General features: G+C 69.8%; 18 protein-coding genes and 1 tRNA gene. 10 read left to right on the top strand and 9 right to left on the bottom strand.

What is annotated here, in order from left to right:
* Window positions 1-733: 733 nt before the first annotated feature.
* Entirely contained in the window at window positions 734-1,576 is an 843-nt protein-coding gene (locus tag G9272_RS24785) for a PE-PGRS family protein (protein WP_171398600.1), read from the top strand.
* On the opposite strand, the gene G9272_RS24790 is transcribed toward G9272_RS24785, so the two are convergent.
* From G9272_RS24790 to G9272_RS24805, 4 genes are all read right to left on the bottom strand, one after another.
* Window positions 1,506-3,008: a PE-PGRS family protein gene (locus G9272_RS24790; RefSeq protein ID WP_253268233.1), complete on the bottom strand. Its 1,503-nt coding sequence runs from the start codon at window positions 3,006-3,008 to the stop codon at window positions 1,506-1,508. The genes G9272_RS24785 and G9272_RS24790 overlap by 71 nt on opposite strands.
* A gap of 365 nt (window positions 3,009-3,373) precedes the next feature.
* A tRNA-Pro gene (locus G9272_RS24795) sits at window positions 3,374-3,447 on the bottom strand.
* A gap of 42 nt (window positions 3,448-3,489) precedes the next feature.
* Window positions 3,490-4,275: a Pr6Pr family membrane protein gene (locus tag G9272_RS24800; RefSeq protein WP_171398602.1), complete on the bottom strand. Its 786-nt coding sequence runs from the start codon at window positions 4,273-4,275 to the stop codon at window positions 3,490-3,492.
* Between the two features lie 416 nt (window positions 4,276-4,691).
* Window positions 4,692-5,618: a metallophosphoesterase gene (locus tag G9272_RS24805; RefSeq protein ID WP_171398603.1), complete on the bottom strand. Its 927-nt coding sequence runs from the start codon at window positions 5,616-5,618 to the stop codon at window positions 4,692-4,694.
* A 94-nt stretch (window positions 5,619-5,712) separates the two neighbouring features.
* On the opposite strand from G9272_RS24805, the gene G9272_RS24810 reads away from it, so the two are divergent.
* Entirely contained in the window at window positions 5,713-6,177 is a 465-nt protein-coding gene (locus G9272_RS24810) for a GatB/YqeY domain-containing protein (RefSeq protein ID WP_171398604.1), read from the top strand.
* 193 nt (window positions 6,178-6,370) lie between these two features.
* Here G9272_RS24810 and G9272_RS24815 read toward each other — a convergent pair whose 3' ends face one another.
* Window positions 6,371-8,644: a transglycosylase domain-containing protein gene (locus tag G9272_RS24815; RefSeq protein ID WP_171398605.1), complete on the bottom strand. Its 2,274-nt coding sequence runs from the start codon at window positions 8,642-8,644 to the stop codon at window positions 6,371-6,373.
* A gap of 407 nt (window positions 8,645-9,051) precedes the next feature.
* Here G9272_RS24815 and wblA point away from each other — a divergent pair, with 407 nt between their 5' ends.
* Window positions 9,052-9,390 (top strand): transcriptional regulator WblA, encoded by a 339-nt coding sequence (gene wblA / locus G9272_RS24820; RefSeq protein WP_020129278.1) that lies wholly within the window; start codon window positions 9,052-9,054, stop codon window positions 9,388-9,390.
* Between the two features lie 14 nt (window positions 9,391-9,404).
* Here wblA and G9272_RS24825 read toward each other — a convergent pair whose 3' ends face one another.
* Both G9272_RS24825 and G9272_RS24830 read right to left on the bottom strand, forming a co-directional pair.
* The gene (locus G9272_RS24825) at window positions 9,405-10,823 is read right to left on the bottom strand and encodes an ArsA family ATPase (protein ID WP_171398606.1); all 1,419 of its coding nucleotides are present in this window, start codon (window positions 10,821-10,823) and stop codon (window positions 9,405-9,407) included.
* A complete protein-coding gene (locus G9272_RS24830; RefSeq protein WP_171398607.1) occupies window positions 10,820-11,797 on the bottom strand; it encodes an ArsA-related P-loop ATPase in 978 nt (325 codons plus the stop codon). The genes G9272_RS24825 and G9272_RS24830 overlap by 4 nt, the downstream gene beginning before the upstream one ends.
* Before the next feature lie 120 nt (window positions 11,798-11,917).
* On the opposite strand from G9272_RS24830, the gene G9272_RS24835 reads away from it, so the two are divergent.
* The 4 genes from G9272_RS24835 (at window position 11,918) to G9272_RS24850 (ending at window position 14,603) form a co-directional block, all read left to right on the top strand.
* Window positions 11,918-12,076 (top strand): DUF4177 domain-containing protein, encoded by a 159-nt coding sequence (locus G9272_RS24835; protein WP_020129281.1) that lies wholly within the window; start codon window positions 11,918-11,920, stop codon window positions 12,074-12,076.
* Window positions 12,073-12,537 (top strand): RidA family protein, encoded by a 465-nt coding sequence (locus G9272_RS24840; RefSeq protein ID WP_171398608.1) that lies wholly within the window; start codon window positions 12,073-12,075, stop codon window positions 12,535-12,537. The genes G9272_RS24835 and G9272_RS24840 overlap by 4 nt, the downstream gene beginning before the upstream one ends.
* 163 nt (window positions 12,538-12,700) lie before the next feature.
* Entirely contained in the window at window positions 12,701-13,597 is an 897-nt protein-coding gene (locus G9272_RS24845; RefSeq protein WP_171398609.1) for an NUDIX hydrolase, read from the top strand.
* A 163-nt stretch (window positions 13,598-13,760) separates the two neighbouring features.
* Window positions 13,761-14,603 carry an MBL fold metallo-hydrolase gene (locus G9272_RS24850; RefSeq protein WP_171398610.1) on the top strand — a complete coding sequence of 281 codons (843 nt, stop codon included), beginning with the start codon at window positions 13,761-13,763 and terminating at the stop codon, window positions 14,601-14,603.
* Here the strand turns inward: G9272_RS24850 and G9272_RS24855 are convergent.
* Window positions 14,600-15,427: a nucleotidyltransferase domain-containing protein gene (locus tag G9272_RS24855; protein ID WP_171398611.1), complete on the bottom strand. Its 828-nt coding sequence runs from the start codon at window positions 15,425-15,427 to the stop codon at window positions 14,600-14,602. The genes G9272_RS24850 and G9272_RS24855 overlap by 4 nt on opposite strands.
* Before the next feature lie 230 nt (window positions 15,428-15,657).
* The gene (locus tag G9272_RS24860; protein ID WP_020129286.1) at window positions 15,658-16,332 is read right to left on the bottom strand and encodes a Crp/Fnr family transcriptional regulator; all 675 of its coding nucleotides are present in this window, start codon (window positions 16,330-16,332) and stop codon (window positions 15,658-15,660) included.
* A 329-nt stretch (window positions 16,333-16,661) separates the two neighbouring features.
* Here G9272_RS24860 and nth point away from each other — a divergent pair, with 329 nt between their 5' ends.
* The 3 genes from nth to G9272_RS24875 all read left to right on the top strand — a co-directional run bounded on the left by nth (window position 16,662) and on the right by G9272_RS24875 (window position 19,899).
* Window positions 16,662-17,633 (top strand): endonuclease III, encoded by a 972-nt coding sequence (gene nth / locus G9272_RS24865; RefSeq protein WP_171398612.1) that lies wholly within the window; start codon window positions 16,662-16,664, stop codon window positions 17,631-17,633.
* A gap of 250 nt (window positions 17,634-17,883) precedes the next feature.
* On the top strand, window positions 17,884-18,579 hold the full coding sequence (locus tag G9272_RS24870) for an NUDIX hydrolase (protein ID WP_171398613.1): 696 nt from the start codon (window positions 17,884-17,886) through the stop codon (window positions 18,577-18,579).
* A 120-nt stretch (window positions 18,580-18,699) separates the two neighbouring features.
* Entirely contained in the window at window positions 18,700-19,899 is a 1,200-nt protein-coding gene (locus tag G9272_RS24875; RefSeq protein WP_171398614.1) for a MarP family serine protease, read from the top strand.
* The last annotated feature ends 8 nt before the right edge of the window (window positions 19,900-19,907 follow it).

Below are 19,907 nucleotides of genomic sequence, written 5' to 3' on the forward strand. Positions count from 1 at the left end.
GTAGCCGGTCAAGGAGAGGACCACACCGGTGATGCAGAACGCTGCGGACAGCCCGACCACAGTCCAGGCGAGGGCGTTCTGTGGCCGCGGGTGTTCCGAGGGGACCTGGCCTGTCGTCTGCGGCTCGCTCGGTGGCGTTCCATGCGGTTGCAGGTCATCCGGATGGTCGTTTGTGGTGGGCATGGCAAACCTTCGCTTCCGATGTGTGCGGCAGCACGCGATGAATGGATGAACAGACCTTGGATCGGCGGGGAGTTAGATGCGCAAGTCCACTGGTCGCCCCCGGTGGTGCCCCGAACACGGAGGAGACCGCACCGCGCGGGGAGCCGATTCGAGTTCTCGCGAATCGGCGGGCAGACGCTGGCTTGTCTCCCTCGGCGGGCACTGCTCGTCGCGCTCATTCATGGCTTCTGACCTGCGACTTTGCGGGAACCAGATCTTGAATCAGTGGCGCGATGCCGCTATGGACCCAGGCTTTCGTGGCTACTTGAATCAGATCGGCCTTTGCTGCCACGGCTGTCGGCCGTAGACCACCGCCCTAGCCGTGCGAGCCCTTCTCTCTCGCGCCCTACAGGCTCGGGGCGTAAGCCGCGCAACCAGATGATCAGCCACTGGGCGCAGTCGTCTTCTTCCGGCGCCTTGCCGGGACAGAACGAGTCTGGCGCAGTCATTTCTTCGAGGTGATTGCGCGAGTGCCACGCCATGGCGCCAACTGACCTGGCTCAATAGGCATATGGAGATGGGTGAGCACTGGGCATATCGCGCACAGCCGAAGGAGCTGGGTGGCGCGGTACGCCAGGTGGAGATCGTTCGAGTGGGCGGCCCGCGCAGGTCTGGCTGGATCCATGTTCGATTCCTCGAAGGCGACGACGCCGATCTGCAGGAATGGGTCAGTCCCGGCTCGCTCGTAGCGCCGTGGGCGGAGGTCGATACGTTCCGCGCGGACGACGTGGCGGAGTTGGCACTGGTCGAGGCATCCCGCCACGTTCGGGGCAGCACGGATTTCGAGGCAGCCCGCATGATCCTCGGGTTCGTCCGCCCGAAGAACAGGGTGCGCCTGCGCCGCACGGTGGCGGATGCAGGTGTTCTGGAACTGAGCCGCCTCGACGAAACGGCACCGCTCATCGGCATCGACGTCGCCGAACTCCGCGGCGACGCGATGGTGTACGAGAACCGCCACGGCGTGTGCCTTGCCGGGTGGCGGGTCACCGAGCGAATCGCCCGTCACGTGGCCAGCCGCCTCGCCGATGAGATCCTTCCAGAGGTGGATCGCAAGCAGCAGGACATCGAGCAGGAGCGTGCCCAGCCCTCCTGGTACTCCTACAGTCGGCGGGACGAACGGAAGTTGGACGCGGAGGCGGCTGTGCTGCGGACCGTCCGGGCGTGGTGCGGCGAGGACAAGGCCGAGCGTTACGACGAGTTGGTCGCCCTGCGAGCCGAGGTCATCCGGCTCGGGGAGCTCGTCGACAAGGCGGTCAAGGCCCTACGCGATCGAGGTCACGGCGTCATCGCCTCCACCATTGAGCGCGACCTTGGCGTCCATATCGCCACCCTTGATCCTGATGTGCGTCGATGACGCCGCGCCACGGGTCTGGCTCCGGTGTGGGAGGCGCTGGCTGCGCCGGAGGCTTCTCCTTCTCCGGCCGGTCCGGGTGCCAGCCGTCGAGGAACGGGCGCAGCTGATTTTTCGTCGGCTTCGCGTTGAAGTCGCGGGCGGCCAGGCCCTGGCCGTTCGTGGTGGGGTCGAGCCGATCGGCCTCCGTGTTCCCCCAAGCCGACCACTCACGCAGCCTCTCGACTTCGAGGACGTCTTCCGACGCGGCGGCGACTTCATCCAGCGCGGCACAGAACGCCCGGATCTCACCCGCGGCCCGCCACTGCTCAAGCGCCGTGCCGAGGTGCTCGGCCCGTACCGCGTGAACCGCCTTCACCGAAGCCGCACTTACCGCGGCCTCCCACTCCCGCCGCTCGCGCTCCTCCTGCTCCGCCGCCAGCCGCCGGCGTTCGGCCTCCTGGCGCTCCCGCTCCTCTCGCAGACGCCGCTGCTCGGCCTCTCGTTCCAGCCGGGCCCGCTCCTGCTCCTCCGCGCGTGCCTTCAACGCCCGGAAGATTGAGCCGATCTGCTCCTCCAACGGCTTCTTGGCCGTGTCGGCCCATTCCTTCTTCCAGCCGTAGCTGTAGCTGTAACCTGAGTTCTCGCTGACCAGCAGCTCCAGTTCGCCGGACGGCTCGAACTTGTGGGCTGGGGTGACCCGTTGCCAGTCGTACGTGCGCCGGCCCGGCTGCTTGGGGACGTACCGGACCTGCTTCTGCCGCTCACGGAAGCCGATCTCGTACGTCCTGCCGTGGACGGTGAGCAGCGGCCTCGGCTGTCTGCGCTTCTTGGACACCGCGATCTCGCCGTACCGCGCGAGTGCCTGATCGGCGAGGAGCCGGAGCAGCGCGAGCACCCTCGGCAGGACCTCCTCGGAGATCTCGAAGGCGCTGTGGTCCGCCGTGACGGCGGCGAGCACGTCCTCGACGTCGGTGATCACGCGGCTGCGCGCCAAACGGATCCGGTTCCACTCGGTGTCGTCCTCACCGGTCACCCGGAGCAGGCCGAGGAAGAAGTCGCCCTTCGCCCGCCCGCTGTACTTCAGGTGGTACCCGTCCGGAGCGCACTGCCGCGCCGCGTCGAATGCCCTGCGATACCGAGCCCGTTCCTCGGCACTGGGCTCCGGGATCCGAAGGAATCGTCCGGCCTTCTGTACCTGCGCGATGAGCGCTGGCCCGACAGCCGCCGGCGACGGGCGCGGAGGTTTCACGGCACGCTTCGATACGGGCTTCGTCTCCGTCGAAGGATCGGCATCCTGCTGAGGGCCAGCGGCAACCGGCGTCTCGGCTTCAGACGCCGCCGCGCGAGGCTTGCGTGGAGCCAGCTCCGGACGGTCAGGATGATGACCATGCTCCAGGTGGAACCGACCCGCGTCAGTGATTTCCGCCTGCCACCTCCCCTTCTTCCTGGGCATGGTCACCAAGCCCCGGTCCCTGAGCGCGCGAGCCGTGACGGCGAGCTCGGGGCTGTCAGAAGTGACGGGGTCGGTTCCGCCCCCGATGCGGGTGAGGAGTGCGAGCTGCCGGTCATTTAACGGAGACCAAGGGTGCATGGCGATGGTCGTACCGTCTCAGGTCTGCTCGGCACAAGCCGTGCAGTGACTCATTCGGGGCGTGAGGCGTACATCGCGCTAGGAGGAGGCGGAATGCCACTCCTCGGGAGCCAACCTGGGAGCCGGATCCCGAAGATCACACCCAGTTGGCTCCCAAAACAGGGCCACAACGCAAATCAGGCCCGGTGCTGATCTCTCAGCACCGGGCCTGACCTGGTGTTTCACGGTCGGGGTGGCGGGATTTGAACCCACGACCTCTTCGTCCCGAACGAAGCGCGCTGCCAAGCTGCGCTACACCCCGATGTCGCTGCTTGTCCTGCTTGTCGCGGCGACGTCGTTTACTTTAGCCCACCGGTGGCCCGAGACGAAATCCGGTTTTGGAGCGGTGGCTGATCGGGTTCGGGCGGGTGTGGTCGAGGGCCACGAGGAGGACCGCGAGGGCGTAGAAGGAGAGGCCGAGGAGGAGGGCGTTGGCGAGGGCGTGTTTGTAGCCGTGGGTCTCGACGTCGAAGAAGGGGTAGAGGTAGCGGCCCGGGGTGCCGACCGTGATCAGCTGGGCGCGGGTGAGGGAGAACGCCAGGTAGGTGACCGGGTAGATCATCCAGGTGACGGCCCGGCGCAGGCGCAGTCGGCCCGGGGGTGTCAGCAGCAGCCAGTCCAGGACGGCGGCTGTCGGTGTCACCGTGTGGACGAGGTGTCCGGCGATCAGGTGCCAGCCCGTGGGGGCGGCCGTCGTGCCGGTCACCGAGAAGGGGACGGCGGCGTCCGCCAGGAGCAGGTGGTAGACGAGGCCGGTCATCGTGACGTAGAGCAGTGCGGCGCCCGTCAGGGCGGCGGGGAGGGGCCGGCGGGCCGTCCACGCGCGGCGGGCGGACAGCAGCGCGACCACGGCAAGCAGGATGTTGCTCTGGATCGCGAAGTGGCTCAGGACCCGCAAGGGGCTGCCGAGCAGGAGGGCGAGCGTCACGCCCGCGGCCGCGGTGCCGGCCAGCAGCAGGCGCAGGACGGCGGCCAGTGGACGGCGTGCAGGGGCGACCACCGCCGAGGCGGGGACGGAGGAGAGCAGTAGCGCGTGGGTCCGCGGGATCGCGGGCAGATCCGGGATGTCCCTGGGTAGCGGCGCGGTCATACCCTCACGCTAGACAAGCACGACAAAAGGGGCGATACGGGAGGGCTGTTCGGGGGAACCGCGGCCGCCTCTCCGCGCCCTCCGCCCCTCCGCAGCCCCCACCTCTCCGCCACCTCCGCCCCGCTTCGCCCCCTGCCCCTCGGCCTGCTCCGCCCCGCTTCGCCCCCTGCTCCTCGGCCTGCTCCGCCCCGCTTCGCCCCCTGCTCCTCGGCCTGCTCCGCCCCGCTTCGCCCCCTGCTCCTCGGCCTGCTCCGCCCCGCTTCGCCCCCTGCTCCTCGGCCTGCTCCGCCCCGCTTCGCCCCCTGCTCCTCGGCCTGCTCCGCCCCGCTTCGCCCCCTGCTCCTCGGCCTGCTCCGCCCCGCTTCGCCCCCTGCTCCTCGGCCTGCTCCGCCCCGCTTCGCCCCCTGCTCCTCGGCCTACTCCTGCCCGACCAACGTCAGCAAGGTCACCTCCGGCGGGCATGCGAACCGCACCGGTGTGTAGCGGTTCGTTCCGCAGCCCGCCGACACGTGCAGGTAGGACGTGTGCCCCTCCGCCGTGTGCGTCGACAGGCCCTTCACGCGCTCCGTGTCCAGGTCGCAGTTGGTGACCAGGGCGCCGTAGAAGGGGATGCAGAGCTGGCCGCCGTGGGTGTGGCCGGCCAGGATCAGGGGGTAGTCGTCCGCCGTGTAGGAGTCCAGGACCCGCAGGTAGGGCGCGTGCACCACACCCATCGAGAAGTCGGACGACGCCGACGGACCGCCGGCCACCTGCGCGTAGCGGTCGCGCTTGATGTGCGGGTCGTCCAGGCCCGTCAGCTCGATCGACACGCCCTCGACCTTCAGCACACCCCGGGTGTTCGTCAGGTTCAGCCAGCCCGCCGCGTCGAAGCCGTCGCGCAGGTCTTCCCACGGGTTGTGGACCACGTCGACGGCGGGCGCGTTGCCGTTCAGGCCGTGGCGCCCCTGGGCCTTCTCGAAGAGATAGCGGGCGGGGTTGCGCAGCTTCGGGCCGTAGTAGTCGTTCGAGCCGAAGACGTAGGCGCCCGGGAACTCCATCAGGGGGCCGAGGGCGTCCAGGACCTCGGGCACGCCGTCCGGGTCGGACAGGTTGTCGCCGGTGTTGATCACGAAGTCGGGGCGCAGACCGGCCAGGGAACGCAACCAGCGCTGCTTCTTGCGCTGGCCGCCGACCATGTGGATGTCGGAGACCTGCAACACGCGCAGGGGGCGCATCCCGGCGGGGAGGACAGGGACCGTCACCCGTCGCAGGCGGAAGGAGCGGGCTTCGAAGCCCGCCGCGTACACCAGACCGGCGGCGCCGGCCGCCGCAATGGACAGAGGTACTCCGTATCGCGCGCGCATACGTCCATCGTGTCAGACGCCGTCAACGGCCCTTGCCCCGCCGCCCCTTAAATCGGCGGGCGTACGGCCACCGACACCTGCGACAATCAAACCCATGACCACGCTCAAGTCGAAGCTTCAGGAAGACCTCAACGCCGCGATCAAGGAGCGCGACGAGCTCCGCTCCTCGACGCTCCGGCTCACGCTCACCGCGATCACCAAGGAGGAGGTCGCCGGCAAGGAGAAGCGCGTGCTCTCCGACGACGAGGTCCTCAAGGTGATCACCAAGGAGGCGAAGAAGCGCCGTGAGGCCGCGGACGCCTTCGCGCAGGGCGGTCGGGCCGAGTCGGCCGAGCGGGAGAAGGCGGAGGGCGAGCTGCTCGCCACCTACCTGCCCAAGCAGCTCAGCGAAGACGAGCTGAACGACATTGTCGCCCAGGCCGTCGCGGAGGCGAAGGCGGCCGGTGCCGAGGGGCCGAGGGCGATGGGCGCCGTCATGAAGATCGTGAACCCGAAGGTGGCCGGCCTGGCCGAGGGCGGCCGCGTCGCCGCGGTCGTCAAGAAGCTGCTCGCGGGCTGACCCCGGTCGCTTACCTCGGCGGAGCATCGGCCTCCGCCGAGCGCCACCGGCCCCGCACGACGAACGGCCCCTGCCTCTCCGTACGAGAAGAATTCCCGTACGAGAAGCAGGGGCCGTTCGCTATGTTCCGCGCCGGCGGACCGGCGGACCGACCGGCCGACCTCCCGGCGGACCTACCGGCGTCGGACCGGTCTCAGCCGCGTCCGCCGCCGTTTCCGTTTCCGTTGCTCTGGCCCTGGAAGAACGTGCCTCCGTCGTTGCCGCCGGTCGAGTTCCCGCCGTTCGTCGTGCCGTTGGTGAGCAGACCGGTGAGGAAGCCGTCGTCGTCGCCGGTGTCGCCGTTGTTGTCACCGTTGTCATCGTCGTCGTTCTCGTCGCCGCGGTCCTTGGCGGGCGGGTTCGGGATGTTGACGAGGTTGAAGGACGGGGCTTCCTTGCCCTCGAGCGCGCCGGTCATCGCGTCGCGCCAGATCGGGCCGGGGGTGTCACCGCCGTAGACCTGGGAGTGGTAGACGCCACCGATGGTGATGTTGGTCATCTCGACCTTCTGGGTGGCGCTGCCGACCCAGACGGCGCCCGCGAGGTTCGGGGTGTAGCCGACGAACCAGGCGTTCTTGCGGGAGTCCGTCGTACCCGTCTTACCGGCGTTGGCGCGGCCGGACAGACCGGCCTGCTTGCCGGTACCGGAGTCGGTCACACCGCTCAGCAGCGTGTTGACGGTGTCCGCGGTCTTCTCGCTCATCGCGCGCGAGCAGGTCGACTTCGGCACCTCCAGCGACTTCTTGGTGCCGCCCACGGTCTGGGTGATCGACTCGATCGCGACCGGGGTGCAGTACATGCCCCGGCTGGCGAAGGCCGCGTACGCGCTCGCCATCGTCAGGGGGGAGAGGCCGGTGGAGCCGAGGGTCATCGACGAGGGCACCTCGGGGACCTTGTCGCCGTTGCCCTGGACCACGCCCAGCTTGTCGGTCATCTTCACCACGGGGCACATGCCGATGTCGGCGAGCATCTGCACGAAGTAGGTGTTGACCGACAGCTCCATGGCCTTCTTCAGCTGGTACGGGCCCTTCTCGGACTCGCTCTCGTTCTCCAGCTTGTCGTTGCCCTGGTTGGTCCACGGCTTGCTGCTGCACGTCTGGACCGTGTCCGGGTACGGCATCTCGTACGGCGCCGGGTAGCTCTGGTTCGCCGGGCGGCCCTCCTCCAGCGCGGCCGCGGCCACGAACGGCTTGAAGGTCGAACCGGTCGGGAAGCCGTAGTTCGAGCCGCCCATGGAGGAGTTGACCGAGTAGTTGTACTCGGTCTCGTTCTTGCCGTAGCCGTACGGCTTCGACTGGCCCATCCCGAGGATCTTGCCGGTGCCGGGCTCGACGAGCGTGGCGGCCGCGGCGACCTTGTCGGACTTGTAGACGTGGTCCTTGAGCGAGTCCTGGACGGACTTCTGGGACTGCGGTTCGAGCGTCGTCCGGATCGTCAGGCCGCCCTGGTTCCAGAGCTTCGCCCGCACTTCCTTGGTCTTGCCGAAGACCGGGTCGCTGAGGAAGACGCGCTCCACGTACTTGCAGAAGAAGCTGGCGCCCTTCACGGCGGTGATGCAGCCGTTCTTCGGCTGCTTGACCTTCAGGCCCAGCGGGGTCTTCTGCGCCTTGGCGGCCTCCGCCTCGGTGATGTCGCCGACCTCGGCCATGCGCTTCAGCACGACGTTGCGGCGGTTGGTGGCCGTGACGTCGTCCTTGACCGGGTCGTAGACGGTCGGGGACTGGACGATGCCGGCCAGCAGCGCCGCCTGGGGGAGGGTGAGGTCCTTGGCGTGCGTGGAGAAGTAGCGCTGTGAGGCCGCCTCGACGCCGTACGCCTGCTCGCCGAAGAACGTGATGTTCAGGTAGTTCTCGAGGATCTTCTTCTTGCCGAGCTCCTCCTCCACCTGGATCGCGTACTTCAGCTCCTTGATCTTGCGGCCGATGGTCTGCTGGGTGGCCTGCGCGACCTTCGTCGGGTCGTCGCCGGCCTCCTCCACGAACACGTTCTTCACGTACTGCTGGGTGAGCGTGGAGGCGCCCTGGGAGACCCCGCTGCTCTGCACGTTCTTGTTGAGCGCGCGCAGCATGCCCTTCAGGTCGACCGCGCCGTGCTCGTAGAAGCGCGAGTCCTCGATCGCGACGATCGCCTTCTGCATGTACGGCGAGATGTTCTTGAGGTCGACCACCGTGCGGTCCCGCGAGTAGACCGTGGCGATCTGGCCGCCTTCGGCGTCGAGGATCGTGGTGCGCTGGCTCAGCGGGGGCGTCTTGAGATTGGCCGGGAGTTCGTCGAACGACTCCACCGACCCCTTGGCGGCGAGGCCCAGCGCGCCGAACGCGGGCAGGGCGATACCCGCCAGCACGGCTCCCGCGAGCACACTGACACCGAGGAACTTGGCGGCCTGCTGCGTTGGCGACAGACCACCGCCCGAGCGCTTCTTTGGCATGAGGGCAGCCTACGTTCTCATTCGCCGGACACGCGTCAATGCCTTGGCCTAAGCTGCTCTCAACTGTCACAGCAGCAGGGCTACGTATCAATACGTCCGGCGACCCCGAATCGTTCCGGAGGTTCCCCGACTTTTTTGATGGGGACGTGTCCGAATCCGCCTTGTGTGTCACCCGGCGTCCGTTGTGACTCAACTGAACTGTCCCGGTTGCCGGGAAAGTCGCATATGTCGCGGGCTCACTCCCCCGGGTGATCTGCCGCTTACGCATAGTCCGTTCGGGCCATTCAAGATTGGGCCCGAAGGGGGTGTTGCGCTGTGCCCACCTTCCGTAACGTCCTCAACTGGCGGCGGTGAATATGCCGCTGCCGCCGTGGGGGAGCCTCGATTCGGGAGAGGACGGCGCCGGTATGGGCTGGGTAACCGACTGGAGTGCGCAGGCTGCCTGCCGCACTACCGATCCGGATGAACTGTTCGTTCAGGGAGCAGCGCAGAACAGGGCCAAGGCGGTGTGCACCGGATGTCCGGTACGCACCGAATGCCTGGCCGACGCGCTCGACAATCGCGTCGAGTTCGGCGTGTGGGGAGGCATGACCGAGCGCGAGCGCCGCGCACTGCTGCGCAGGCGTCCGACTGTGACCTCCTGGCGCCGCCTGCTGGAGACGGCGCGTTCGGAGTACGAGCGTGGGGCGGGCATCCTGCCGCTCGACGACGACGAGATCTACGAGAACTACGCGGCGGTGGGCTGAGGAGAACCCTCGGCTCAGGCGTCGGCAGCCTCGGGCAGCTCCGGCCGGTTGGCCGCGAGCCGGTTCCCGATGTTCCGCAGTCCCGTGAGGTCATGCACATCGCCGGGCAGCGCGGCCACTTCGGACACTGCCACCTCGGGGTGCAGTGCGGTGAAGCGGTCACGTGTGCGCTGCTCGCGGGAGAGCAGGTGCATGCGTTCCGCGTGCAGCCTCAGCAGGCCTGCGGTGAGGTCGTCCACGGTCCGGTCCGCGTCCGCGCCGGTGTTCGCGTCGGCGCTCGCTGTCCGGTCCGTGTCGGTGGCCGCGGGCCGGTTCGCGCCGGTGGGGGTGTCGCGCTCCGGATCGGTTGCGGGAGATTCTGAACTGCCGTACGTGTCGGGAGAGTTACGAAGACCAGCTTTCCCGCCGTCCTGATCCACAATGCGGGGCTCTTCAAGATTTTCCGCCGCGCGGGCATGGACGAGGTCGAGGTTCTCCGCAGCGGCGAGCGCCCGCTCGGCGGACAGCTGGGCGGCGCCGCTGCCGTGCACGCGGTTCAGGACCAGGCCGGCCAGCGGCATGTCCTCGGCGGCCAGCCGCTCCACGAAGTACGCGGCCTCCCTCAGCGCGTCCCGCTCGGGAGCCGCCACCACCAGGAACGCCGTGCCGGGCGCCTGGAGCAGCTTGTACGTGGCGTCCGCGCGCGTGCGGAAGCCGCCGAACATCGAATCCATCGCCGCGACGAACGTCTGTACGTCCTTCAGCAGCTGCCCGCCGAGCAGCTTGCCGAGCGCGCCGGTCATCATCGACATCCCGACGTTCAGGAACTTCATTCCCGCGCGGCCGCCGACCTTGGCGGGCGCGAGCAGGACGCGGATCAGCTTGCCGTCCAGGAACGACCCGAGCCGCTTCGGCGCGTCCAGGAAGTCCAGCGCCGAGCGGGACGGCGGTGTGTCGACGACGATCAGGTCCCACTCGTCCCGCGCGCGCAGCTGCCCCAGCTTCTCCATCGCCATGTACTCCTGCGTGCCCGCGAAGCCCGCCGAGAGCGACTGGTAGAACGGGTTGCCCAGGATCGAGGCCGCCCGGTCGCCGTCCGCGTGCGCCTCGACGATCTCGTCGAAGGTGCGCTTCATGTCGAGCATCATGGCGTGCAGTTCGCCGTCCCCCTCGACGCCCTTGACGCGGCGCGGGGTGTTGTCCAGTGAGTCGATGCCCATGGACTGGGCGAGCCGGCGGGCCGGGTCGATGGTGAGGACCACCACCTTGCGGCCCCGCTCGGCCGCCCTGAGCCCCAGCGCCGCCGCCGTGGTCGTCTTGCCGACGCCGCCGGAGCCGCAGCAGACCACGATGCGGGTCGCCGGGTCGTCGAGCAGCGGATCGAGGTCCAGCACGGGCGCGGGGGAGAGACGGCGCCGGGTGCTTCCCTGGTCGTGAGCCTGGTCCGGACTCATGCGATCCCCTGTTTCCGCAGTTCGTTGGCGAGCTGGTACAGGCCCGCGAGATCCAAGCCCTCGGCGAGCAACGGCAGTTCGTGCAGCGGCAGGTCGAGCTCGCCGAGGACGGCGCGCTGCTCGTGCTCCAGCGCGTACCGCTCGGCGTACTCCTCGGCCTGCTGAAGGAGCGGATCCACCAACCGCTCGGCGTGGCCCCCGCGCCGCGCCCCGCCGAGCCCGGCGGCGGACAACGACCGGGCAACGGAAGAACGAGTCACGGTCCGTACGAGTTCCAGCCCGTCCTCGTCCAGGACCTCGGGCCGCACCATGTTGACGATGACCCGCCCCACCGGCAGCTTCGCCGCCCGCAACTCGGCGATACCGTCGGCGGTCTCCTGGACGGGCATCTCCTCGAGCAGCGTGACCAGATGCACGGCCGTCTCCGACGACTTCAGCACCCGCATCACGGCCTGTGCCTGATTGTGTATCGGGCCGATCCTGGCCAGCCCGGCGACCTCGTCGTTGACGTTCAGGAAGCGGGTGATGCGGCCCGTGGGCGGGGCGTCCATGACGACGTAGTCGTACACGAACCGCCCGTTCTTGTCCTTGCGCCGTACCGCCTCGCACGCCTTGCCGGTGAGGAGCACGTCCCTCAGGCCGGGCGCGATGGTGGTGGCGAAGTCGATGGCGCCGAGCTTCTTCAGGGCCCGTCCGGCGCCTCCGAGTTTGTAGAACATCTGGAGGTAGTCCAGAAGGGCCAGTTCGGGATCGATGGCCAGTGCGTACACCTCACCGCCCCCCGAGGCGACGGCGATCTTGCGTTCCTCATAGGGCAACGCCTGAGTCTCGAAGAGCTGTGCGATGCCCTGCCGACCCTCCACCTCGACGAGAAGCGTCCGCTTCCCTGCCGTGGCGAGGGCCAGCGCGAGGGCCGCGGCGACCGTCGTCTTGCCGGTCCCGCCCTTGCCGCTGACGACCTGGAGCCTGCTCACGTCTTCGAGCGTAACCATTCGGCGCCCGAGGCAATCGGGAGGCTGTGGACAAGAGGGGGCGATATCGGCCACATGGCCTGTGGAACGGGCCCTCGGGCGACAGCGGATACAGTCGGCCCCATGACCAAGTGGGAATACGCAACCGTGCCGCTGCTCGTCCACGCAACGAAGCAGATTCTGGACACCTGGGGCGAGGACGGCTGGGAGCTCGTCCAGGTCGTGCCCGGGCCGAACAACCCGGAGCAGCTCGTCGCCTACCTGAAGCGGGCGAAGGCGTGAGCGCGGTCGAGGAGAGGCTCGCCGAGCTGGGGCTGACCCTGCCGGCGGTCGTGCCGCCCCTCGCGGCCTACCAGCCGGCCGTGCAGTCCGGCCCGTACGTGTACACGGCCGGCCAGCTGCCCATGGTGGACGGCAAGCTGCCGATCACCGGCAAGGTCGGCGCCGAGGTCACCCCCGAGGAGGCCAAGGAGCTGGCCCGCACCTGCGCGCTGAACGCCCTGGCCGCCGTCAAGTCGGTCGCGGGCGACCTGGACCGCATCGCGCGCGTGGTGAAGGTCGTCGGCTTCGTGGCGTCGGCCTCGGACTTCACCGGCCAGCCCGCCGTGCTCAACGGTGCGAGCGAACTGCTGGGCGAGGTCCTCGGCGACAAGGGCGTGCACGCGCGCAGCGCGGTGGGCGTCGCGGTGCTGCCGCTGGACGCGCCTGTGGAGGTCGAGATCCAGGTGGAGCTCGTCCCGTAGTCGCTTTTCGTCCCGAAGGCGCCTTCGCCCTGTAGGCGCCTTGCGGACGCTTCTCCCGGTGCCACGCCGGCATCCCGGAGGCGTCCTCGCAGGCGCCCCGTGGACGCGCTCTGACCTCGGGGGCCTCTCGAACATTCGCGCACCACGGGATAGCCTCGCGCCCATGGCGAATGGGCAGTGGTTCCCCCAGGACTGGCCGGAACGCATCCGCGCGCTCGCGGACGGCACCCTCACCCCGGTCGTCCCGAAGCGCGCGGCCACCGTCATGCTCCTGAAGGACACCGACGGCGGCCCTGTCGTCCACATGCTGCGCAGACGCGCCTCCATGGCCTTCGCCGGAGGCGCGTACGCCTATCCCGGCGGCGGCGTCGACCCACGCGACGACGACCTTCACGTCCGCTGGGCGGGCCCCACGCGCGCGTGGTGGGCCGAGCGGCTCGGCGTCGACGAGACGGCGGCACAGGCGATCGTCTGCGCGGCCGTACGCGAGACCTACGAGGAGGCCGGCGTCCTGCTCGCGGGGCTCACGCCCGATTCCGTCGTCGGTGACACCACGGGCGCCGACTGGGAGGCCGACCGCGCCGCGGTGGCCGCCCGTGAACTGTCCTTCGCCGAGTTCCTCGACCGCCGCGGCCTGGTCCTGCGCTCCGACCTGCTCGGTGCCTGGACGCGTTGGATCACCCCGGAGTTCGAGTCCCGTCGCTACGACACCTGGTTCTTCGTGGCCGCGCTCCCCGAGGGCCAGCGCACCCGCAACGCCTCCACCGAGGCCGACCGCACGGTGTGGATCCGCCCGGCGGACGCGGCGGCCTCGTACGACAAGGGCGAGCTGCTGATGATGCCGCCCACCATCGCGACCCTGCGCCGGCTCGTCCCGTACGCCACGGCCGCAGAGGCGCTCGCCGCGGCCCCTGACCGTGACCTGACGCCCGTCCTGGCGGAGGCCCGCCTGGAGGAGAGCGAGGTCGTGCTGTCGTGGCCGGGGCACGACGAGTTCACCAAGCACATCCCGATCGAGGCGACCGGCGTGAGCGACGCGACGGGCGGGGGCCCCGCATGACGGACATCCGTGGGCGGACGGGCGTGAGCGGTCGAAGCCGGCCGCCCGGCGGAGGACGGGTCCTTCCCGGTCCCCTCGCGCCGCCTGGAGCGCCTCGATGCGCCGCGCCGGCCGTCCGCCGCCCAGGTGACGTTCCGCCCAGCCCTATGGAAGGCCCCTTCGCATGACCGACGCAGCCGCTCTCCCCGGCCAGCCGCGAGGCGGAGTCCTCTCCGGCCCGGCCACCCCGCGCGCGGTCAACGTCCTCGCGCCGAACGCGTCCGCGATGACCCTGGACGGCACGAACACCTGGATCGTCTCCGAGCCCGACTCCGATCTGGCGGTCGTGATCGACCCGGGCCCGCTGGACGACGGCCATCTGCGCGCGGTCGTCGACACCGCCGAGCGGGCCGGCAAGCGCGTCGCCCTGACCCTGCTGACGCACGGCCACCCCGACCACGCCGAGGGCGCCGCCCGCTTCGCCGGGCTGACCGGCACGAAGGTGCGGGCCCTGGACCCGGCGCTGCGGCTGGGCGAGGAGGGCCTGGCCGCCGGGAACGTGATCACGGTGGGCGGCCTGGAGCTGCGGGTCGTCCCGACGCCCGGCCACACCGCCGACTCCCTCTGCTTCCACCTCCCGGCCGACCGGGCCGTACTGACCGGCGACACGGTCCTCGGCCGCGGCACGACCGTCGTCGCGCATCCCGACGGCCGCCTGGGCGACTACCTGGACTCCCTGCGGCGGCTCAGGTCCCTCACGGTCGACGACGGCGTCCACATCGTCCTGCCGGGCCACGGACCGGTCCTGGAGGACGCACAGGGCGTCGTGGAGTTCTACCTCGCGCACCGTGCCCACCGCCTCGCCCAGGTCGAGACGGCCTTCGAGGACGGCTACCGCACCCCCGCCGAGGTCGTCGCCCATGTGTACGCCGACGTCGACCGGTCCCTGTGGCCGGCGGCGGAGCTGTCCGTACGGGCGCAGATGGAGTACCTGAAGGAGCACGGGCTCATCCAGGGCCCGGCCTAGGGCTCGTCCGGCCTGTCGGCCTTCACGCCGTGCACGCGCGCGTACTCCTCGGCGAGCCAGGGGCCGAGATCGTCGACGTAGGACGAGAGGACGGCGCGGTCGCCGCTCGGCTCGTACCCGAGGACGGCCGCCGCCCGTAGCTGCGCCGCGCGCTGCGCGTAGTAGCCGCCGAAGGCCTCCGCCATCTCGTGCAGATCGCTCGTCCAGCCGTTCCAGCGGGGCATGACGAGCGTGAACGCGGTGCGCACGAGGCGGCGGGACATGAACCGGACGAGTGGCCGCAGGGCCTCCTCGGAGTCGCCCGCCGAGGCGATGCGATCGCGCCAGCGCGGCAGGAGCAGCGCGAGGTCGCCATTGGTCTCCCGCGCGAGCAGGGAGTCCGGGCGGTAGCGGGGGAGGTGCTCGGCGAGGTCCTCCCCGAGCAGCGGCGTGCACAGGCACGCCAGGAACCACCCCAGGTCGTGTCTCTCCAGGTCGCTCAGCACGCGCGCGTGGCCGACCAACAGAGTGCCTCCGCCGTCGATCTGCGGGAACTCCTTGTCGAGGGCCTCGTCGAGCGCGCGGCCGTCCGCCCGGTCCGTGTCGGTCGGCTCCTCACGCAGGACGACCAGAAGGTCCAGATCGCTGCGGCCCTCGCGCGCGGCACCGCGTGGAATCGACCCGTAGAGGTACGCACTGTGCAGCCGGGCTCCGAAAACGCCCGGGATCCGGTCCCGAGCCGCCACGACGACCGGCCGGAAAACATCCGCCACGCGCGCGAGGGAGCCTTCGCGGGCGATGTGTCCCTGGGAGTCGAGACCTCGGGAGGGAAGCGTTTCTGCCATGGGGCCACTGTGCTGCCCCGAGCGTGGTCCGGCGGATCATTTTCGGGACCGGGCGCAGGTGCCGGCACCAGGCGCAGGCGCGTGGAGCGGCTCGTTCCGCGTTCGAGGACGAGGCCCGCTCAGGGCCGACAGCGGGGGCTGGGGGCAGTAGCCCCCAGCGACGGTCACACCGCGACCCGAGCCCACTGACGAACGCTCACACGGCCACCCGCGCCGGCCGGGACCAGCGGCTAGCGCGACCGCTTGGCCAGTCGCTCCACGTCCAGCAGGATGACCGCCCGCGCTTCCAGGCGCAGCCACCCGCGCTGGGCGAAGTCCGCCAGCGCCTTGTTCACGGTCTCGCGCGACGCGCCGACGAGCTGGGCCAGCTCCTCCTGCGTCAGGTCGTGGACGACGTGGATGCCCTCCTCGGACTGCACGCCGAAGCGGCGCGAGAGGTCCAGCAGGGCGCGGGCCACGCGGCCGGGGACGTCCGAGAAGACCAGGTCCGACATGGCGTCGTTGGTCTTGCGCAGGCGCCGGGCGACGGCGCGCAGCAGTGCGGTGGCCACCTCGGGCCGGGCGTTCAGCCAGGGCTGGAGGTCGCCGTGGCCGAGGCCGAGGAGCTTGACCTCGGTGAGGGCGGTGGCGGTCGCCGTGCGCGGGCCCGGGTCGAAGAGCGACAGCTCTCCGATGAGCTCGCTGGGACCCACCACGGCCAGCATGTTCTCCCGGCCGTCCGGGGAGGTGCGGTGGAGCTTGACCTTGCCCTCGGTGACGACATAGAGCCGGTCGCCCGGGTCGCCCTCGTGGAAGAGGGAGTCACCACGGGCGAGGGTCACCTCGCTCATGGAGGCGCGCAGTTCCGCGGCCTGCTCGTCGTCGAGTGCCGCGAAGAGCGGGTTGCGCCGCAGAACGTCGTCCACGAGTTCTCTCCTTGTCGACCTGCTCAGGGGATCTTGCTCCCCCGCTTACCAGGGGACCGTGTTCCCCGTTTTGCTGGACGGTCCAAACAGTGTGATCTGTCACAAGGATGCCGCACACGTGTCCCGAGGTAAGCGGCAGGGGTCCAATTGGGGGCCGATCTTCAGGGTCCGGGGCGGATGTCGGTGCCGGGCTTTAGGCTGGCCGAGTGTCCAAATCGCCGGTGAGAGCACAGGCCAAGGGGGCTGGGCGGGTGGTTGTACGTCGCGTTTCCGCTGTGGGCGAACAGGACCCCGGCGGTGGTAGGAAAACGGCAAAGGTGACAAACGAAATGCCTGCGAAGAAAGCGGCCGACAGCGGGAAAGCGGCCGTCAAGAAGGTCGCGACCAGGCGCGCTGCAAGCAAGGCCCGCGCGGACGAGGACGCCGTGAGCAAGGGCGCCGTGGGCAAGGACGCCGTGAGCAAGGGTGCTGCGGGCAAGGACGCCGTGAACAAGGGTGACGTGAACAAGGGTGCCGCTGTCAGCAAGCCCGAGTCCCACACCGCTCTCGTCCGCCGCGCCCGCCGCGTCAACCGCGAGCTCGCCGAGATCTACCCCTATGCCCACCCCGAGCTGGACTTCGAGAACCCCTTCCAGCTGGTGGTCGCCACGGTCCTGTCCGCCCAGACCACCGACCTCCGGGTGAACCAGACGACCCCCGCCCTCTTCGCCAAGTACCCCACCCCCGAGGATCTGGCCGCCGCCGACCCGGAGGAGGTCGAGGAGATCCTCCGCCCCACCGGCTTCTTCCGGGCCAAGACCAAGTCGGTGATGGGTCTCTCCAAGGCCCTGGTGGAGGAGTTCGGCGGGGAGGTCCCCGGTCGGCTCGAGGACCTGGTCAAGCTGCCCGGCGTCGGTCGTAAGACCGCCTTCGTGGTGCTGGGGAACGCGTTCGGCCGACCCGGGATCACCGTGGACACACACTTCCAGCGGCTCGTACGGCGCTGGAAGTGGACCGAGGCGACCGAGCCCGACAAGATCGAGGCGGCCGTCGGCGCGCTCTTCCCCAAGAGCGACTGGACGATGCTCTCGCACCATGTGATCTTCCATGGCCGCCGTATCTGCCACGCCCGCAAGCCCGCCTGCGGCGCCTGCCCCATCGCCCCGCTCTGCCCGGCGTACGGCGAGGGCGAGACGGACCCGGAGAAGGCGAAGAAGCTCCTGAAGTACGAGAAGGGCGGCTTCCCCGGCCAGCGCCTGAACCCGCCCCAGTCCTACCTGGACGCGGGCGGCAGGCCGGCCCCGCCGCTGGGGGCCGGATGACGGAAGGGCTGACGGAGGCCCGGGCCGAACGCGCTGCACGGGCCGACGCGGGACGGACGGCCGACGCGGGGCGGCCCGCCGTACGCATGTCCCCGACGCGTACGACGCGTACGACGCGTACGACGCGTACGACGCGTACGACCCGCACGACGCGAATGACCCGCAGGACACGCACGATCGGGGGACGGCCCACGGAACGATCGGTCGGTTCCCGGGCGTTGGACAGGGCAGAACGGGGGGTGGTGTGGCGATGACACGCGCGAGCAACACGCAGGGCGGTGCGGTGACACTCAGCAAGGAGGGCCTGCCCGCCTGGCTGGACCCGGTGGTGCACGCCGTGGAGACGGTCAAGCCGCTCCAGCTCAGCCGCTTCCTGCCCCCGGAGGACGGCGCGGGACGCCAGTCGGCCGTCCTGATCCTGTTCGGCGAGGGCGAGCGCGGCCCCGAGCTGCTGCTCATGGAGCGCGCCAGCTCCCTTCGCTCCCACGCGGGTCAGCCCTCCTTCCCGGGCGGCGCCCTCGACCCGGAGGACGGCGACCCGCACGGTGACGGGCCGCTCCGGGCCGCCCTGCGCGAGGCCGAGGAGGAGACCGGGCTCGATCCGGCAGGCGTCCAGCTCTTCGGCGTGCTGCCCAAGCTGTACATCCCGGTCAGCGGCTTCGTCGTCACCCCGGTCCTGGGCTGGTGGCGCGAGCCGAGCCCGGTCGGCGTCGTCGATCCGGCGGAGACCGCCCGCGTCTTCACCGTTCCCGTGGCGGATCTCACGGACGCCGAGAATCGCGCCATGACCGTGCACCCCAGTGGTCACCGCGGCCCGGCATTTCTGGTCGAATCCGCCCTTGTGTGGGGTTTCACGGCCGGGGTGATCGACCGCCTGCTGCACTTCGCGGGCTGGGAGCACCCCTGGGACCGCGAGAAGCAGGTCCCGCTCGACTGGCGGTCATGACAGGGTGTCCACCGTGCTGTGTCTGCCAGGGGGAAGCTCTGCCCCATCGCCGCTTCGCGGCGGGTCGGACCCCCGGCCGACCTGTGGTGACCGTGAATTGATGAGGCGAGGCGCGAAGCGGTGAACGTGCTGGACATCCTGTTGTTGGTCGCGGCCGTCTGGTTCGCGGTCGTCGGCTACCGCCAGGGCTTCGTCGTCGGCATCCTGTCGGTGATCGGTTTTCTGGGGGGCGGCCTCGTCGCCGTCTACCTGCTGCCCGTGATCTGGGACGCGCTGACCGACAACTCCGAGGTGAGCACCACGGCCGCCGTCGTCGCGGTCATCGTCGTGATCGTCTGCGCCTCGATCGGTCAGGCCCTCACCACCCACCTCGGCAACAAGCTGCGCCGGTACATCACCTGGTCCCCGGCCCGCGCGCTGGACGCGACCGGCGGCGCGCTGGTCAACGTCGTGGCGATGCTGCTGGTGGCGTGGCTGATCGGGTCCGCCCTCGCCGGCACCACCCTGCCCACGCTGGGCAAGGAGGTCCGTAGCTCCAAGGTGCTGCACGGAGTGTCGGACGCGCTGCCCGACCAGGCCGACACCTGGTTCGCCGACTTCTCCTCCGTCCTCGCGCAGAACGGCTTCCCGCAGGTCTTCAGCCCGTTCTCCAACGAGCCGATCACCGACGTCAAGCCGCCCGACCCGGCCCTGGCGAACAGTGCGGTGGCCAAGCGCGCGCAGCGATCCATCGTCAAGGTCATGGGCACCGCGGAGAGCTGCGGCAAGGTTCTGGAAGGCACCGGCTTCGTCTTCGGTGAGCGCCGCGTCATGACCAACGCGCACGTCGTGGGCGGCGTCGACGAACCCACCGTCCAGATAGGCGGCGAGGGCCGCAAGTACGACGCCACGGTCGTCCTGTACGACTGGAAGCGCGACATCGCCGTCCTGGACGTACCGGATCTCGACGCGCCCGTCCTGGAGTTCACCACCAAGGACGCGGTGAGCAGCGACGACGCGATCGTCGCCGGTTTCCCGGAGAACGGGTCGTACGACGTCCGTGCCGCGCGGGTGCGCGGTCGCATCACGGCCAACGGCCCGGACATCTACCACCGCACCACCGTGCGCCGTGACGTGTACTCGCTGTTCACGACCGTCCGTCAGGGCAACTCCGGAGGCCCGCTGCTCACCACCGACGGCAAGGTGTACGGCGTGGTCTTCGCGAAGTCCCTCGACGACGCCGACACCGGCTACGCCCTCACCGCGGACGAGATCCAGCAGGACATCACCGAGGGGCGTACCGCGGGCCAACAGGTGGACAGCGACAGCTGCGCCCTTTGAGAAGCCCT

Source organism: Streptomyces asoensis (assembly GCF_013085465.1).
Taxonomy (GTDB): domain Bacteria; phylum Actinomycetota; class Actinomycetes; order Streptomycetales; family Streptomycetaceae; genus Streptomyces; species Streptomyces cacaoi_A.